The sequence below is a fragment of the Streptococcus sp. FSL E2-3488 genome (genome assembly GCF_038003585.1).
GTDB lineage: Bacteria > Bacillota > Bacilli > Lactobacillales > Streptococcaceae > Streptococcus > Streptococcus thermophilus.
The window spans coordinates 1,300,901-1,317,539 of record NZ_JBBOPL010000001.1; the positions used below are offsets into that span (position 1 = coordinate 1,300,901).

The 16,639-nt window shown below is 40.1% G+C and carries 18 protein-coding genes and 1 pseudogene; 1 reads left to right on the plus strand and 18 read right to left on the minus strand.

Going from position 1 to position 16,639, the window contains the following annotated elements:
• Positions 1-4 precede the first annotated feature (4 nt).
• Both MHH90_RS06665 and ccpA read right to left on the minus strand, forming a co-directional pair.
• Positions 5-202: a hypothetical protein gene (locus MHH90_RS06665; RefSeq protein ID WP_014608125.1), complete on the minus strand. Its 198-nt coding sequence runs from the start codon at positions 200-202 to the stop codon at positions 5-7.
• 58 nt (positions 203-260) lie between these two features.
• Positions 261-1,262: a catabolite control protein A gene (gene ccpA, locus MHH90_RS06670; protein WP_004197422.1), complete on the minus strand. Its 1,002-nt coding sequence runs from the start codon at positions 1,260-1,262 to the stop codon at positions 261-263.
• 313 nt (positions 1,263-1,575) lie between these two features.
• On the opposite strand from ccpA, the gene MHH90_RS06675 reads away from it, so the two are divergent.
• Positions 1,576-2,661 carry a M24 family metallopeptidase gene (locus tag MHH90_RS06675; RefSeq protein ID WP_011680935.1) on the plus strand — a complete coding sequence of 362 codons (1,086 nt, stop codon included), beginning with the start codon at positions 1,576-1,578 and terminating at the stop codon, positions 2,659-2,661.
• Positions 2,662-2,763: 102 nt separating this feature from the next.
• Here the strand turns inward: MHH90_RS06675 and MHH90_RS06680 are convergent, their stop codons facing one another.
• The 16 genes and pseudogenes from MHH90_RS06680 to pbp2b all read right to left on the minus strand — a co-directional run bounded on the left by MHH90_RS06680 (position 2,764) and on the right by pbp2b (position 16,615).
• Positions 2,764-3,129 carry a S1 RNA-binding domain-containing protein gene (locus tag MHH90_RS06680; RefSeq protein ID WP_002950243.1) on the minus strand — a complete coding sequence of 122 codons (366 nt, stop codon included), beginning with the start codon at positions 3,127-3,129 and terminating at the stop codon, positions 2,764-2,766.
• A 1-nt stretch (position 3,130) separates the two neighbouring features.
• Entirely contained in the window at positions 3,131-4,537 is a 1,407-nt protein-coding gene (locus MHH90_RS06685) for a Cof-type HAD-IIB family hydrolase (protein ID WP_011680934.1), read from the minus strand.
• 153 nt (positions 4,538-4,690) lie between these two features.
• Positions 4,691-5,155 (minus strand): SsrA-binding protein SmpB, encoded by a 465-nt coding sequence (gene smpB / locus MHH90_RS06690; RefSeq protein ID WP_002950240.1) that lies wholly within the window; start codon positions 5,153-5,155, stop codon positions 4,691-4,693.
• Positions 5,156-5,176: 21 nt separating this feature from the next.
• Positions 5,177-7,630, minus strand: a complete 2,454-nt coding sequence (gene rnr, locus MHH90_RS06695; protein WP_113870400.1) for a ribonuclease R — start codon at positions 7,628-7,630, stop codon at positions 5,177-5,179.
• Between the two features lie 58 nt (positions 7,631-7,688).
• Entirely contained in the window at positions 7,689-7,925 is a 237-nt protein-coding gene (secG, locus tag MHH90_RS06700) for a preprotein translocase subunit SecG (protein ID WP_002950236.1), read from the minus strand.
• 44 nt (positions 7,926-7,969) lie between these two features.
• Entirely contained in the window at positions 7,970-8,116 is a 147-nt protein-coding gene (gene rpmG / locus MHH90_RS06705) for a 50S ribosomal protein L33 (RefSeq protein WP_002950233.1), read from the minus strand.
• Positions 8,106-8,540, minus strand: a complete 435-nt coding sequence (locus MHH90_RS10265) for an MFS transporter (protein ID WP_373016616.1) — start codon at positions 8,538-8,540, stop codon at positions 8,106-8,108. Before MHH90_RS10265 ends, rpmG begins: the two co-directional genes overlap by 11 nt.
• The gene (locus MHH90_RS10270) at positions 8,491-9,234 is read right to left on the minus strand and encodes an MFS transporter (protein WP_373016856.1); all 744 of its coding nucleotides are present in this window, start codon (positions 9,232-9,234) and stop codon (positions 8,491-8,493) included. The genes MHH90_RS10265 and MHH90_RS10270 overlap by 50 nt, the downstream gene beginning before the upstream one ends.
• A 146-nt stretch (positions 9,235-9,380) precedes the next feature.
• Positions 9,381-9,974, minus strand: a complete 594-nt coding sequence (coaE, locus tag MHH90_RS06715) for a dephospho-CoA kinase (protein WP_014621355.1) — start codon at positions 9,972-9,974, stop codon at positions 9,381-9,383.
• Positions 9,971-10,792: a DNA-formamidopyrimidine glycosylase gene (gene mutM, locus MHH90_RS06720; RefSeq protein WP_011225698.1), complete on the minus strand. Its 822-nt coding sequence runs from the start codon at positions 10,790-10,792 to the stop codon at positions 9,971-9,973. The genes coaE and mutM overlap by 4 nt, the downstream gene beginning before the upstream one ends.
• 46 nt (positions 10,793-10,838) lie before the next feature.
• Positions 10,839-11,738, minus strand: coding sequence for a GTPase Era (gene era, locus MHH90_RS06725; protein ID WP_011680930.1), 900 nt, complete (start codon positions 11,736-11,738; stop codon positions 10,839-10,841).
• Positions 11,739-11,756: 18 nt separating this feature from the next.
• Positions 11,757-12,161 carry a diacylglycerol kinase family protein gene (locus MHH90_RS06730; protein ID WP_002946201.1) on the minus strand — a complete coding sequence of 135 codons (405 nt, stop codon included), beginning with the start codon at positions 12,159-12,161 and terminating at the stop codon, positions 11,757-11,759.
• A complete protein-coding gene (gene ybeY / locus MHH90_RS06735; protein WP_002950224.1) occupies positions 12,142-12,639 on the minus strand; it encodes an rRNA maturation RNase YbeY in 498 nt (165 codons plus the stop codon). Before ybeY ends, MHH90_RS06730 begins: the two co-directional genes overlap by 20 nt.
• 218 nt (positions 12,640-12,857) lie before the next feature.
• A pseudogene (locus MHH90_RS06740) lies at positions 12,858-13,654 on the minus strand (PRD domain-containing protein).
• A gap of 140 nt (positions 13,655-13,794) precedes the next feature.
• On the minus strand, positions 13,795-14,391 hold the full coding sequence (gene recR, locus MHH90_RS06745; RefSeq protein WP_014608122.1) for a recombination mediator RecR: 597 nt from the start codon (positions 14,389-14,391) through the stop codon (positions 13,795-13,797).
• Between the two features lie 109 nt (positions 14,392-14,500).
• Positions 14,501-16,615: a penicillin-binding protein PBP2B gene (pbp2b, locus tag MHH90_RS06750; protein WP_167401458.1), complete on the minus strand. Its 2,115-nt coding sequence runs from the start codon at positions 16,613-16,615 to the stop codon at positions 14,501-14,503.
• Positions 16,616-16,639 lie beyond the last annotated feature (24 nt).

A 16,639-nucleotide genomic window follows, 5' to 3' on the forward strand; every position in this document is an offset into this window, starting at 1 on the left:
TGTCTTAAGACTCGTCAAAATCAATATCAACAACCTGCCCTGTCAACTTACCTTCTAAATCAATGAATAGTCGAGCCTCAAGTCCTTCAGCCATTAGTGGTTTTCTGAGCTCATAGCCTTTCTCACTAGTTATAAAACCAAAAGGCTCCAGGCTATCATGTTTTAGGACTTTCTGTTTAAAATAAGCATCCTCAAAAGTCATTCATTCTCCCTTTTTCTAAAAAAGAGAAGTTGAGACAAACTGATGTCCCAACTCCTTTTTATTTTGTTGACTGGCGTAAAGTTAGACCATGATTAAGAATAACGTCTTTATCTTCAAGTTCTTCCTTATGCATAATTTTAGTCAACATACGCATGCTAACTGCCCCTAAATCATAGAGAGGATGGTTTATACTAGAAAGGTTTGGACGTGTGTAGCTTGTAACCGGTGAATCATTGCTTGTGATGATTTCGAAATCTTCTGGAACTGATTTGCCTGCAGCAAAGAGGCCATTCAAGAGACCTGCAGCCAATTCATCTTCCCCAACATAGGCAGCAGTGGCACCAGAGTTCAAGACACGTTGTGCTAACTCAAAGCCGTCTTTATAGCTATATTTAGCTTCAAAGACAAGTCCTTCGTTGTAGCTCAAATTATTCTTTTCAAGTCCAGACTTATACCCGGCCAAACGTAGTTTGCCATTAATATCATCAATTAGTGGTCCTGATACAAAGGCAACCTTTTCATTATTTTTAGCAAGTTGCGTTACACAATCCTCAACGGCAGCTTTATAGTCGATGTTAACACTTGGTAATTGGTGTTCGAGATCAACTGTTCCTGCTAGAACAATCGGTGTACGGGTACGAGAGAATTCTGCACGGATTTTTTCTGTCAGATGGTGTCCCATAAAAATAATACCATCAACTTGTTTAGAAATTAGAGAATGAATGACTGTAACTTCATGATCCTCATTATCATCACTGGAAGCAAGAACAATATTATACTTATACATGGTTGCAATGTCATCAATACCTTTAGCTAGAGTAGCAAAATAGCTATTTACAATATTTGGAATGACAACTCCTACAGTAGTTGTTTTTTTACTTGCCAAGCCACGCGCAACCGCATTTGGACGGTAATCCAAACGATCAATGACTTCGAGCACTTTTTTTCGGGTGTTTTCTTTTACGTTTTTGTTACCATTTACAACACGAGAAACAGTTGCCATCGATACTCCAGCTTCACGCGCTACATCATAAATTGTGATTGTTTCATCAGTATTCATAAGAAATACTTCCTTTCTAAATTTAATGCACACTTCTTCACGATAATTATAGCAAAATTTGAAAACACTTTCAAATGTTTTGACTAATCCTTTACAAAAAAATGAAAAGAATCTCTTTCGATAGCTAAGGTGAAGAAATACGTTTCAAATATTTGGCTATCATTTCGCATTTTCATGATTATTCATCGCTTACAACCTATAAGATTAAAAAAACTCAATGAAAGCAAATGATTTAATGAAAATCCAAAAACAGCTTGCATTTTCCCTATAAAAGTGACAGAATGAGTGTAAGAAATAAAAAGGAGTTTTTTCTATGTCTAAACTTGATCGCATTCGTCATTTTTTAAATGAAAATAAATCAGGGCTAGCTATTGTTTCAGATCCTGTAACTGTCAATTATCTTACTGGTTTTGATTGTGACCCACATGAACGCCAAATGTTCCTCTTCGTCTACGAAAATCGTGAGCCTGCCCTCTTTGTTCCTGCTCTTGAGGTTGCACGTGCCTCTTCTGTTCTCGATTTCCCAGTCTTCGGTTATGTGGACTCTGAAAATCCATGGCAAAAAATCAAAGCTGGTCTAGCAAGTACAGACATCCCTATTATTTATGCAGAGTTTGATAATCTCAATGTAACTAAATTCCAAGGATTGCAAACGGTCTTTGAAGGTCGCTTCGAGAACCTGACACCATTCATCCACAAAATGCGAGTTATCAAGTCAGCTGATGAAATTCAAAAAATGATTGTTGCCGGTGATTATGCTGATAAAGCTGTCAATATCGGTTTTGACAATATATCTCTCGACGTTACTGAAACAGACATCATTGCTCAAATCGAATTTGGCATGAAGAAAATCGGTATCAATCAAATGTCCTTTGAAACTATGGTTCTCACAGGCAACAATGCCGCAAACCCACATGGTATTCCAGGAACTAACCGCATTGAAAATGATAGCCTCCTCCTCTTCGACTTGGGTGTTGTTAGTCAAGGCTATGTTTCAGATATGACACGTACCGTAGCTGTTGGTCAACCTGACCAATTCAAGAAAGATATCTACAATATCTGTTTGGAAGCTCAACTCACTGCCCTTGATTTTATCAAACCAGGCGTAACAGCCAGTGAAGTTGATGCTGCAGCTCGTAATGTTATTGAAAAGGCTGGTTACGGCAAATACTTCAACCACCGTTTGGGACATGGTATTGGTATGGATGTCCATGAGTTTCCTTCAATCATGGAAGGAAATGACTTGATTATCGAAGAAGGTATGTGCTTCTCTGTTGAACCAGGAATTTACATTCCTGAAAAAGTTGGTGTTCGTATCGAAGACTGTGGCTATGTTACAAAAGATGGCTTCGAAGTCTTTACACACACACCAAAAGAACTTCTCTATTTTGATGTTTAATTAATCCAGAATGGTCTTCAATTAAGTTGAGGACCATTTCGTTTGCACTCAAATTCAAATGACATTTAAAAAGCTGACCCTTCATGTGTCAGCTTTTGCTATTTATCCTTCATGCTCTTGTCTAAGATAGTCAAGCCCTTCTTCAATCCATCCTGGCAACGCTTCTGCCAAAGGTTTAAAGCCATAGTTCAAACGACTATCTGAGAAACGATGACGGTGGGGGATTTTATTTTTTTCTTCCTCAAGTGTCCTCAAAGAAAGACTGGCCTTTTGAGTAAATTCATCAAAATCAACTACCTGAACCAAGACTTCCTGGCCTACCTTTAGTGTATTGTAGATGTTGTCGATGTAGCCTGTCTTAATCTCCGAGATATGAATCAAGCCTGTGGTACCATTATCCAATGAAACAAAGGCACCGTAAGGCTTGATGCCCGTGATAACCCCCCTAAGCTTGTCTCCAATTTTCATCTTAGTCTGTTACCTCAATCGTTTCAATAACAACTTCCTCAAGCGGCTTATCTTGAGTTCCAACCTCAACATTGGCAATCTCATCGAGCACCTTGTAAGAGGCTTCATCTACCAAATGACCAAAAACAGTGTGACGACGATCTAGGTGAGGTGTGCCACCATTTTCAGCATAAGCTTCTGCAATTGGTGCTGGCCAGCCACCACGTTCAAGTTCCTTTTTAGCATAAGGAATCTCAGGTGCTTGAACAATGAAGAACTGGCTACCATTAGTATCTGGTCCAGCATTTGCCATTGAAAGTGCACCACGGAGGTTATAGAGTTCTTCAGAAAACTCGTCCTGGAAGCTACCACCAAAGCTTGATTCACCACCCATACCAGTACCAGTTGGGTCACCACCTTGAATCATAAAGTCCTTGATAATACGGTGGAAAATCACACCATCATAATAGCCGCTCTTGGCCAAATTGACAAAGTTAGTGACAGCCAATGGCGCATGGTCAGGGAAAAGCTTGATGACCAAATCACCATGATTTGTTTTAATCGTTACGACTGGACCTTCTACTGTATCCAAGTCAAGTTGTGGGAAATGAAGTTCTTTTTCTACCAATCCGAGTTCCTCCAAGGCATTGAAAATGCCATCTTCTTCTACTGTTCCAGTTACATAATCAGCTTTGGCTTTAAGTTCTGGTGTGGCGTTCCCCATGGCAATTTTAAGACCAACATAGTCAAAAATTTCCATATCATTTGGCCCATCACCAAACATCATAGCATTGACTGGTGTAAGATTCTCATGCTCCAAGACATGACCGACACCTGAAGCCTTTGAGATACCAGTTGCTACCACATCAGATGAGTGTTCGTGCCATGGCACCAAGCGAACGTGGGCTGCGAGTTCCTCCGGCAACTTAAGGTCACCATCATTTTCTGCAAAAGTCCACATCTGATAAACATCATTAGTCAAATGGAAATCTGGCTCAACGTCACAAATACCATAGATAGGCACTATAGCATCATCAATCAATTCTGAACGTTCTGAGACAACTGGCTTATCCTTACCAGCGAAGCCCCAAGCAATCCCAATCTCTTTGCACCAAGCAACAAAAGCTTCAGTAACTTCACGAGCAAGGGGCTGATTATAAATTTCTTCCCCTTTTCGGTTAATGACATAAGTTCCATTGATTGTTACAAAATAATCAGGTTCTAGGTCCAGAATTTCCTCAACTACACCATAGTAGCCACGTCCTGTAGCGATCCCTGTCAAGATTCCTTTTTCTTTAAGTCCTTTGAAAACAGCCTTAATAGACTCTGGAATATAACCTGTTTTTTTGACACGAAGGGTGTCATCAATATCAAAGAAAACAATCTTAATCTTCTTAGCCTTATATTTTGTTTTTGCATCTACTGGCATCGTAAATCTCCTTTACAGTATCAAAATCTAGCGTTAGGTACTATTCAAGACAGCCCTAACGAAAGATCATACGATGTTTCCATTATATCATTTCTTAAAGCTAAAAAGCAAAAAAATCATCTAATACCAGATCAGTCTTAGATGATAGGTGTTTTAACGGTTAACACTCTTGATAATACGTTTAATGTCACGCTCTTGTTCGCGACGTTTGATTGACTCACGTTTATCGTAATCGTGCTTCCCTTTGGCGATACCCAGTAGAACCTTGGCAAAACCATTTTTTAGGTAAACCTTAAGTGGGACTAAGGTCATCCCTGTTCCTTTAAGATCATTTTGAAGTTTGGTGATTTGCTTTTTCTTGAGCAATAATTTCCGAGTACGTTCTGGATCTTGATTCCAGATGTTCCCTTGCTCAAAAGGAGCAATATGAACATTGATTAACCAAGCTTCCCCGTTTTTTATTTGGGCGTAACCATCCTTTAGCTGGATGCGAGCCGCACGAACAGACTTAATCTCTGTCCCTGTCAGCACGATACCCGCTTCAATAGTATCTACAATACTATAGTCATGTCTCGCCTTTTTATTCTGAGCAACAACATTGCCTTCACCTTTTGGCATAGCAGTCCCTCCATTCTCATCCTATTTTCGTTTTTTAGCAACGTCCTTGTAGAAAGGTTTGTTTTCTTTTTTCTTACGACGACCACTCTCACGTCCCTTATTATCATTATGAGGACGGTTTTGATTCTTACGCTTGTCTGGTTTCTTAGATGACTTACGCTTTTCATCATAAGAGCCTTTGTAACCACTACTATCTTGACCGCTACGCTTATTTACACGTTTACCACGACTTTCGAAATCACCATTCTGACGATCGCGGCGTGGTCCTCTATTACGGAAGGACTTAGCCTTCTCTTCACGTTCCTGACGAGCCTTGTGATCTACTTTTTCAGTGATATCGTACTCACTTGGAAGGTATTGGAAATCAATGTCTCCAGTCTCCTTATCTGCACGAATTAACTTAACTCGAATAGGTTGGCCAACACGGAAAGTCTTACCAGATTTTTCACCCTGAAGGGTCATGGTGCGTTCATTGTAATTGTAGAATTCTGGAAGTGTTGTGATATGAACCAAACCTTCAACGGTATTTGGCAATTCCACAAACATACCGAATTTAACCACACTTCCGACAATACCATCGAATTCTTGACCAACAAACTCTTCCATGTACTCTGCTTTTTTCATGGCTTCAACGACACGTTCAGCGTCAATAGCACGACGCTCAAGGGTTGAAGATGAAGTAGCTAACTCTGGAATAACCTCTTCAAAGTGTTCACGCGTTTCTTGAGACATATTGTTGGTGTACTCACGAATCATTCGGTGAACCAAAAGGTCTGGGTAACGACGGATCGGACTGGTGAAGTGAGTATAGTACTGAGCCGCAAGTCCATAGTGCCCATGATTGTGTTCTGAATAACGAGCTTGTTGCATTGAACGAAGCAACATCATATTCATGACTTCTGCTCCAGGTTTGCCTTGAACTCGCGCCATGAAATCTTGTAAGTCTAGCTGATCCATCTTATTAGCTGTTCCTTTGATTTGAATACCAAAGATAGAAGCATAATCCATAAAGCGTTGCAATTTCTCCGCTTTAGGCTCTTCGTGAATACGGTAAATAAATGGCAACTTAGCCTTAGCGAAATGCTCTGCCACACATTCATTGGCAGCCAACATAAAGGACTCAATCATTCGCTCAGCCGTCCCACGTTCACGCACCACGATATCAACTGGCATTCCCTTATCATTAACCAAGATACGAGCTTCAGATGTATCAAAGTTAAGGGCACCACGACGTTCGCGCATATCTTCTAAAATCTTATGAAGTTCTGCCATAGCTGACACAGAATCCATGATAGGCTTAAACTGTTCAATCTTTTCTGGATTTCCAGCCAACATTTCATTGACATCACTATAGGTCATACGGAAGGTTGTCTTAATTACAGATTGGCAAATCTTATGATTAATCACCTTGCCTTTTGGAGTAATCTCCATAATAGCTGACAGAGTCAAGCGGTCAACATTGGGATTTAGAGAACAAATACCATTTGAAAGACGCTCAGGCAACATTGGAACCACGCGGTCTGTCACATAAACAGAAGTCCCACGCGCTGCAGCCTCACGGTTGAGGGCAGAACCCTCTGTGACATAATAAGACACATCTGCAATGTGGACACCTAGCTCATAGTTACCATTTGGTAAACGTTTAATATGAACTGCATCATCCAAGTCCTTGGCATCAGCTCCATCAATGGTGAAGGTCACTTCTTGACGAAGGTCAACACGACCAATTAGATCTTCTTGACTAGGTACATCCGGCACAGCCTCTGCTTCAGCCATAACATCTTCTGGAAACTCCGAAACAATATCCATTGATTCCAAAACTTCCAAGACATCAATACCAGCATCTCCTTGATGACCAATAATATCTCGAACACTTCCTACAAAATAATCGTGATGGCGGTTAGGGTATTTTTCAATATCAACCTTAATAATCTCAGTCCCCTCAAGAGCAACTGGTCCTTTCTTGATATAGATTGGTTGCTGAATTTTTTGATTCTTAGACTTAATGTAACCTACATAAGGTTCTTTCTCGTCATTGAGGATAAATTTCCCGACAACCGTTTTAAGAGAGCGTTCGACAATTTCAACAACTCTTGCTTCAGCCATTGTCCCACGCAAACGATCTGCTGGCTTCTTAATAACTGCAGCAACAGTGTCACCATCAATGGCATGGCCAACGTCATTACGACCAATAAACATGTCATCCTCACTGTCATCGACATGTAAGAAACCAAAACCATTCTTATTGGCATGAAAAACACCCTCTACAGTAACCTGATTGGGATGTTCTTTCTTAGGACGTAAGGATACAGAGCCGTCTCGATTAAAGCGCAACTGTCTCTTCCTTTCCATAGCTGATATGACTTTGATAAGCTGTGGGAACTTTTCACCGCCAGCGTGATTAAGAGCGTGGGCAATGTCATTTACACTGGATTTCCCATGCTCTTTCAAATAATTTATAATAGATTCTTTCATAATTTCCTTTACTTTTATTGACTATAACGCAAAAAATGAGTCAACCTCAGTCAACTCATTACTTACTTGAGAGAATGGAAAGGACGATTGCATCTACAATCCATAGAAAAACCATGATTCCTGTAAAGCGTTGCATAAAGGCTTCAAAGCCACGTGGTTTACTACGTTCAAATAGTGCTTCTGCCCCACCACCATCAAAGACATTGCTACTTGGATTTTTTTGTGGCTGCATGAATACCGCAATCACAATAATAGCTGACATAACCAAGAGCAGCGTTAATAATAAGTTGTACATAGTTATCCTCCGAAAAAGTCCCTTTAATTCTACCATAGAACCCCTTAAGATTCAACATGTAAGGTTACTTTTCTATCCTTGGGGCAGAATTTAGGTACCTGAATTTTCTCAGGATGATTCTGTTTATTTTTACTTGTGAGATAGTTGAGGCTCCCACATTCACTACACTTTAAATTGATTTTAACTCTCACCTATATTCTTAACTCCTAGCGATTTTCTAAAGATGATTAAGGAACAAACAAAATTTCCAAAGACGATGGCTGCTGTCACAAAGAAAACCCAACGATAGCCTAATCCTGTTGCAACAGCTGAACCCACAAAGGGTCCTAAAACTTGTCCAATGTATGAAAAACTTTGATTAAGGCTAAAGATTCTTGAAATTCCTTCTTTTGGGGTCATCTTGGTCAATAAGGAATTGACACTAGGCGTCAAGGCACCTACACCAAAACCATAGGCAAAGCGTAAAAGGCCAAGTTGCAAGGCTGAACCTGCAAAACCACAAAGGAAATACAAAAGGAAACTATAGAATAAGCCCATTAAGAGCAAACGATGATTCCCAATGCGATCACCAAGTCGTCCTAAATAAGGAGTGCTTAAAAGACTTGAAAAGCCCATAGCGGACACAATTAGCCCTGAGTAAAAAAAGGATATTATCACTTTGACCCAAATAACGAATATAAAGCGCCAAGATTGGAGCAATTGATTGGGCAGAAATCTGGATAATCATACTAGTCACAAAGAGGCCAATTAAAAGCGATTTGCTAGGAATTTTAGCAAATACTTGCGAAAAACTCATTATCTCTACCTTTTCAATTAATTGGAAGTCCTCTCGCAAACCAAAGATAGTCAAGAGACAACAGATAAACAAAATCAACCCAACTAATAGAAAGGTCCCTCGCATACCAAAGGCCTCAGATATGGCACCACCTAGCAAAGGGCCAATCAAAACACCAGCTGTGAGACCAGTTGATAATGTGCCCAAGGCATAGCCAGAACGTTGCTGAGGAGCCTGACTGGCAATCAAAGCTGTTGCATTTGGCACATAACCTGCAAACAATTCATTCAAGATTCTCAAAAAAAGCATCCAGAAGACATTAGGCACAAAGGCTAAGCCTCCCATTGTAAAGGTCATGACCATACTGGCTCTAATCATCATGGGCTTTCGACCATAACGGTCCGCCAAGTGTCCCCAAACTGGTGAAACCAAGGCTGAAGCTAAAGCAGATAGGGCAACAGATAAACCAGCATACCATTCTACCATAGCACCTTTAACCCCTAGTTCTTCTACATAGAGAGCCATGAAGGGCATGACAATAGAAAAACTAGCCCCAGTAAAAAAAGTTCCTATCCAAGCAATTTTAAGATTTCGTTGCCAATCAGCGGTTTCAAGCTCTTTTTGGCGCAAATAATCATCTTCTTTCTAAAATTCACTATCCATTATAACACAATGACTAACTATACGAGGTTAGCTAAATCTTTTATGGCACCCTTCACCTTCTTCTTCAAATCATCGATGTTCCCATTGTTGTCGATAACTAAACTAGCATAGGGCAGTTTTTCGGCTAAAGGCATTTGACTAGCAATACGCATGCCTGCTTCCTCAGCACTTAAGTGATTCCGTTTCATCAAGCGTTGTCCTTGTACTTGAGGTGACACCGCCACCAACCAAATCTGATCGAACCAATCCTGATAATCATTTTCAAAAAGTAAAGGAATATCCATAAAAAAGACGTCCTCTTCTTTGGCCAAGCAGTCTCTTTTTGCTGCCAGTTCTTCTCGAATAATCTTTCCCTGAATTTCAGCAGATTGATATCGCATTTCTTCACTTGAAAAAATCAGTTGCCCTAACTTAGGACGGTTCAATTCCCCATTAGGAAGAAGAATCCCATCTCCCAACCAATCAAGCAAGGCTTGATACAATCTTCCCCCTTTGACCTGCATGTCGTGTACTAGTTGATCAGCATCAATGACCTTATAACCTGCATCTTTAATTATTTCAACTACGGTTGATTTCCCTGAAGCAATGCCTCCTGTTAATCCTATAATCATCGTTTTTGACAATGAGGACACAAATGTGTTCCTCTTCCTCCTAACTTGATTTTCACAATCATGCTTGCGCAACGTGGACAAGGTTGACCTGTCTTTCCATAAACCTGTAGATAATTCTGCATGGTCCCATCCTCACCAAGGGCGTTACGATAGGTCCTTATAGTGGAACCACCCTTAGCAATCCCCAGCTGTAAAATGGCAATCGTTTGATCGTGAACCCGTTTCATGGCTGCCTTGCTAAGTTTATTTGCTGGTGTCTCAGGATGAACCTTGGCTGCCCAAAGCACCTCATCAACGTAGATATTTCCTAGACCGGCTACTAACTTCTGCTCCAAGAGTAAGGGCTTAATAGACTTGCCAGAATGCATTAAGGCTCTCTCAAACGGTACATATTTAAAGGTCTTCTTGGTAGGCTCAGGGCCAAGTTTTTTCCTTGTAAAATAGGCCTCTTCTTGTTTCCTATCCAATAAATCAAAAGTCCCAAACTTACGTACATCCTGATAAACTAGGGTTGAGCCATCATCTAGCTTAAAAAAGAGGTGAAAATGTTTGTTGTCAGGAACCTGGTCTGTGAACAGCAGATATTTTCCCTCCATGCGTAAGTGAGAAATTATTATCAACTGACCAAAATCAAAAATGAGATACTTTCCCCTACGTCGCATGGCTTGAATCGTCTGACCAGGCAAATCATGCAAAAAACTATCGTATGATGTCTTGATCATTTTAGGGACCTTAACTTCAAGTGACAAAATAGTCCTTCCTAGTAACAGCTTTTCTAAACCTCGTCTAACTGTTTCTACCTCAGGTAACTCAGGCATCTGCCCCTCCTTCTAGAAAGAAAGCCGAGCAAGTGCCCAGCTTTTCTTAGTATTCTTTTTCATTATAACCAAAATCGGCCAAATCAAGTTTTTTATCCCTCCAATTTTTCTTAACCTTCACCCAAGTTTCAAGGAAGACCTTGTCCCCAAGCATGAGCTCAATATCTTTACGAGCAAGAGTACCAATTTTCTTAAGCATAGCACCTTTTTTACCGATGACAATACCTTTTTGGCTATCACGCTCAACCATGATGGTCGCACGAATGTGAACCGTATCAGTCTCTTCATCACGCTTCATAGAATCAATGACAACAGCAACTGAGTGCGGAATTTCTTCACGCGTCAACTGTAGGACTTTTTCACGAATCATCTCAGATACCAAGAAACGCTCTGGATGGTCTGTGATTTGATCCGAGGGGAAATACTGGAAACCTTCCTCAAGATTATCACTTAAAACATCTACAAGGTGGGAAACATTATTTCCTTGAAGAGCTGAGATTGGGATAATCTCCTTGAAATCCATTTGTTTACGGAAATCATCAATCTGCTCAAGGAGCTGGTCTGGATGGACCTTATCAATCTTATTAACCACCAATATAACCGGAACCTTGGCTTGCTTAAGACGTTTGATAATCATATCATCGCCCTTGCCACGCGGTTCATCGGCTGGAACCATGAAGAGGACTGTATCCACTTCACGAAGGGTTGAATAAGCAGATTCCACCATGAAATCTCCAAGTGCTGTCTTGGGCTTGTGAATACCCGGTGTATCAATAAAAACAATCTGTTCTTTATCTGTTGTGTAAATCCCCATAATTTTGTTACGGGTTGTTTGAGCCTTATCACTCATGATAGCAATTTTTTGCCCCATAACATGGTTCAAAAAAGTTGATTTTCCTACATTAGGTCGACCAAGAATGGCCACAAATCCTGATTTAAAAGTCATATATCTTCTTTCTATTTTTTAGTTAAAAATCAAATCCCAAATTTTAGGTATGAAAACAATCATACCAGTAATGAGTGCGTAACAAGAGACAACCAGAACCGCTCCTGCAGCCATATCCTTAGCATTTTTAGCTAGCATGGAAAAGTGATAATTACTGGCTAAATCAACAACATTTTCCATGGCAGAATTAACAATCTCTAGGGCAATTACTAGAAAAACTGCCTGCAGGAGAAAAATCCATTCTATCGCTGACACACGAAAAACCAAGCCAGCCAACACCACTAAGATAGCCGATACCAAATGTTTACGCATGTTGCGTTCTTCTTTAACAGCCGTTATTATCCCTGTCAGAGCAAACTCGAAACTGGTCGTAAATTCTCTGTTTTTCCACTTTTTTTGTGGGTTATTGTCGCGTAAGTCCATAAGCAGTCAAAATTTCTTCCTGTAATCCAAACATTTCCGCTTCTTCTTCTGGGGTGTAATGATCATACCCGTTGATATGAAGAAATCCGTGAACAGCCAAAAAGCCCATCTCACGCTCGTAGCTATGCCCATATTCCTCAGCTTGTTCGCGAGCCTTATCAATAGAAATAAAGAGTTCGCCGATATAACTATCAAATTCCCCCATCATTTCAGCCAATTCAGGATTTTCAGCCAAATCTTCTTCATCAAAGGTAATATCTAACTCCGGCTTATACTCCAAACTAATAACATCGGTTGGACGATCCGTATCACGATACTCCAAATTCAATTCGTGACTACGTTCGTTAGTTACAAAAGTAACCGCCATTTCCTTGTCTTTCTTGCCAAGTTTTTGCGCTGCAAAATCAAGTAATTCCAAGGTTTGTTTTTTTATTTCTTCTGAAACTTGTCCAGTCTCATCAATCATTTCAACGTACATAGCATGCTTTTTCGGAATAGTTGAGCCTACTTAAAGGACAGAGCTGCTCCTTCCTTTCATTAACAAATTAGCTTTTTATGACGAATACTAAATTGCATTCAATACTTTCACCGAATAATTTCAGTAAAATATCAATCAATTCATTATATCACAAGGACACAGAAAAAGCAGACCTGAGCCTAATTGTCTGCTTTTTATATAATATCTATGAGAATCGCTTACTTATCGATATTATCTCTAAAGCGTTGGATATGAATGGTCAAATAGACCTGTTCGTCTAAACTAAGTTCAAAAGCATAACTTGACTTGATATAGGTGACGATCTTTTGGGTACAGATAAAAGATTTTGGGTAGTTAGTCTTGGCTTGTTCATATAGAAAAGCATCGTTTTTACCACCACTAACCCCACTCACAATACGTTGCGCTAAGTACCGAAGATGAGTAATAAAACGGTTAAAAGAAAAACTATCTTGCTCCAAGTCACAAGCAAAATGAAGACGGACAATCTCACTAATGCAAACCACAATTTGAGTCATCTGTCAGTCTTTTTCATGGAGACCCGCATCCTTTTATGCATTGACAAAGTGCAAAGCGACTGAGGCTGCCTCATCATCTACCAATTCCACTTCTAAATCATTGGCAATCAAACGAAGGACTTGTTTTCCAATTTCATACTCCCGAGGGTAAAATTTCTAACTTCCCAAGCCAAAGGATTTTGTAGGGATATTTCTTCTCTACTGCGTTCAATAGCATAATGAAGATGGTCTGCAAGAGCAATAAAAAAAGAGGGATCAAACTTGGTTTGCAGAACAGCTTCAGCAAAAGTGATGATATTCAAAAAGACCTGCATTTCACCATCAGGCAAATCTACATAAACACGAGTCCATTTGGCCACTGTCTCCGGATTTTCCAAGACAAAGGTCTTTTCAATCTTCTCTTTATTAACCGTCTCTCCGATCTTTTTTTGAAAGCCAAGTCCCTTACCCATAACGATGTATTCTACGTCATTATCCATGGCTTGGACAACATTGTTATTTAATTTTTTTCAATTTACATCATGATCCCTCATCATTTAAGCCTTTTTTATTTTACAAAGTTTTTAATGAGAAACCTAATGACAATAAACAAAAAGGGTTGGCTATACCAACACTTTTTCTACAGTTCTGTTCGATTCTCGATGGCTCTTAGCAAGGTTACTTCATCAGCGTACTCGATGTCAGAACCAACAGCCAGCCCACGCGCTAGGCGGGTCACCTTAATACCTGCAGGTTTGAGGACCCGTGAAATATACATAGAGGTTGCCTCACCATCGGCCGTTGCATTAGTTGCGATGATGACCTCGTCAACCTCGCTATCCATAAGACGGGTAATCAAACTTTTTAAATTAATATCATCTGGTCCAACACCATTCATAGGGGAGATAAGCCCTTGAAGCACATGGTAGAGACCACGATATTCCTGAATCTTTTCCATAGCAGAAACATCTTTGGAGTCCTCAACAACCAAAATCTTAGTACGGTCTCTAGTTTCATCCGTACAAATAATACATGGGTCATCATCAGTCAAGCGACCACAAACTGAACAATAGGTCAACTCACGTTTTGCTGCTAAAAGATTTTTTGCAAAATCATTGACATCTTCATCAGACATGCTAATGGTATAGAAAGCCAGACGTGTCGCCGTCTTAGCCCCAATTCCTGGAAATTTTGAAAAACTATCAATCAGTTTAGCAATTGGAGTAGGATAAAGCATGAGGTCCTCCATTTCTTTTATATTTCTCAACTCATATCTTAAAGAACAAATACTCAAACACTATATCACAGAAAAATCTCTCATGCAAGGCACAAGAGATTTTGTATTATTAGTGAGTATTTTGATAAAGTTCCATGATAGCTTTAACGGCATTTTGATGGGCCTTACTCTTCCCGTCTAAAGCATGTGGGTACATAATCCCAACCGCCAACTTAGTACCATCTTTGGCTGTCGCATAGGCAACAGCATTAAGGTTAACTGTCGTTACTGAATTTCCTGAACCATCTGTTGCATAGGTTTCGGCTGTCCCTGTTTTACCACTAATTGGAATAATAGAACTTGCCATGGCTTTACCGGTTGCAAGACTAGAACCTGAGTTGACCACGTCATGAAACCCTTGTTGGATAATCCCTAATTGCTTAGAATCTAAGGATAGCTTGTTAAGGACGCGCGTGTCTACAGTTGAAGATAAAGTTCCTAGACTACCATTTTTACCAGCATCATAGATACCTCCGACGATGTGAGGTGCTACACGTTTTCCACCATTTGCGATTGAGGCAACATACTGAGCCAACTGGATGGTTGTATAAGAGTCATATTGTCCAAAAGCCTCTGTCAAGACATTGGCTACATTATAATTCTTGGGAATGTAACCTTCTGATTCTCCTGGTAAATCAAGTCCCGTAGACACACCCATACCAAACTCAGCATAAGTATCACGAAGCGTCGTCATCGCCTTTTCCATATTATCAGTCGACAAGGACATTCCTGGAACATACTGTTGCCCAAGAAGTTTGATAGCAATCTGAACCATATAGGTATTTGAGGAATATTCTAAGGCCTGAGTTGCGGTAATGGCACGACTACCTTTATTTGTAAACCAAGAGGTAATTGGGGGCGAACTAGCAATATTAATAGGTTGGTCAGTTAATACCTGGTCCCCATAGATAGCACCCGAGCGCCAACCTGCGGTTAAAGTAGCCCCCTTAACTACAGAACCTGGAATGAAGACATCGGTGATGGTTCCTAAGGCATCAGCCTTAAAATCCTGTGCCCCTTGCTCGTGTTTTTGTCCTGCCATAGCAAGGACAGCACCAGTATCCGCATTCATAACTACTGCGTACATACCTTCAGAATAGGTCGCTTTATTCTCTGAAATCTCTGAAGATAGTTGTTGGCCAAGGATATCTTCAACTCCCTTTTGGAAATCAAGGTCGATGGTCAACTTCAGGTTGTTCCCCTTGCTACCTTTCTGAATGATTTTATCACTATCAACCTTACCTTCCTTGTCCACAGTAATCTCACGAACAGTATGTTTTCCTTGGAGCTCCTCTTCGTACTCTTTTTCCAAATAAGAGGTACCTACACGGTCATTTAGGGCATACCCTTTTTTTAGATAATCCTTAGCATCCTCCTGAGGCAGTCCTGCTTCTGAACTTGAAACCCTACCGATAAGAGGGGACAAGGACGAATCAGACGTGTGACGTTCCCAATCCTTAGCAACTCTAATTCCATTAAGTTCCTTCTGCTTAGCTGCCACAATCGCAATCTGATCAGGAGTCAAGTCCGCCGTCTTCAGTATGACTGTTGAGAAATTAGAAACAGCATTCATCTGAGAATAAATGTAGACTATCTTTAGCTCGTCCTCAGAATAATCAACAGCTTCATCAGGAACCGCATTAATAGCATTATTGTAGATAGTAGCTTCTGCTAATTTATTACCAAATTTATCTGTCTTCTTGTCATTAGGAAGATCATTAACCACACGCTTATAGTTAGCAGAATCAGCTAAATAAAATTCACGTTTCTGGCGATCTGTCACCTTAGTCTCTGTCAGTGTCACCAAAGTTGCCAATCTTTCCGCAACACTCTTCATGGTATCTGATGACACTAGATTACTACGCGTAAAGGTGATAACATCCTTACTCTGATTGGTCGTAAGAGCAATCCCCTTGGCATCAAAGATTTGCCCACGTTCGCTTGCAATCCTAACCGTATACTTGGAGTTATCCTCTAATTTTTTAGTATAAAAAGATTTGTTATAAACCTGCATATAGGTCAAACGCGCAAAAAGTAACAAAAAAAGAACAAAGACGACACCAAAAAGCAAGTAAACACGACGCGAGATGTTTACTGGCTTTCTAGGTTTATTCGCTCGTTTTTCTTTTCTCTTCTGACGCCATTTTTTCCATTTTTGACTATTTTTTTCCCAAAATGATGTCACTTTATCTCCTCTATGTTCTTATAA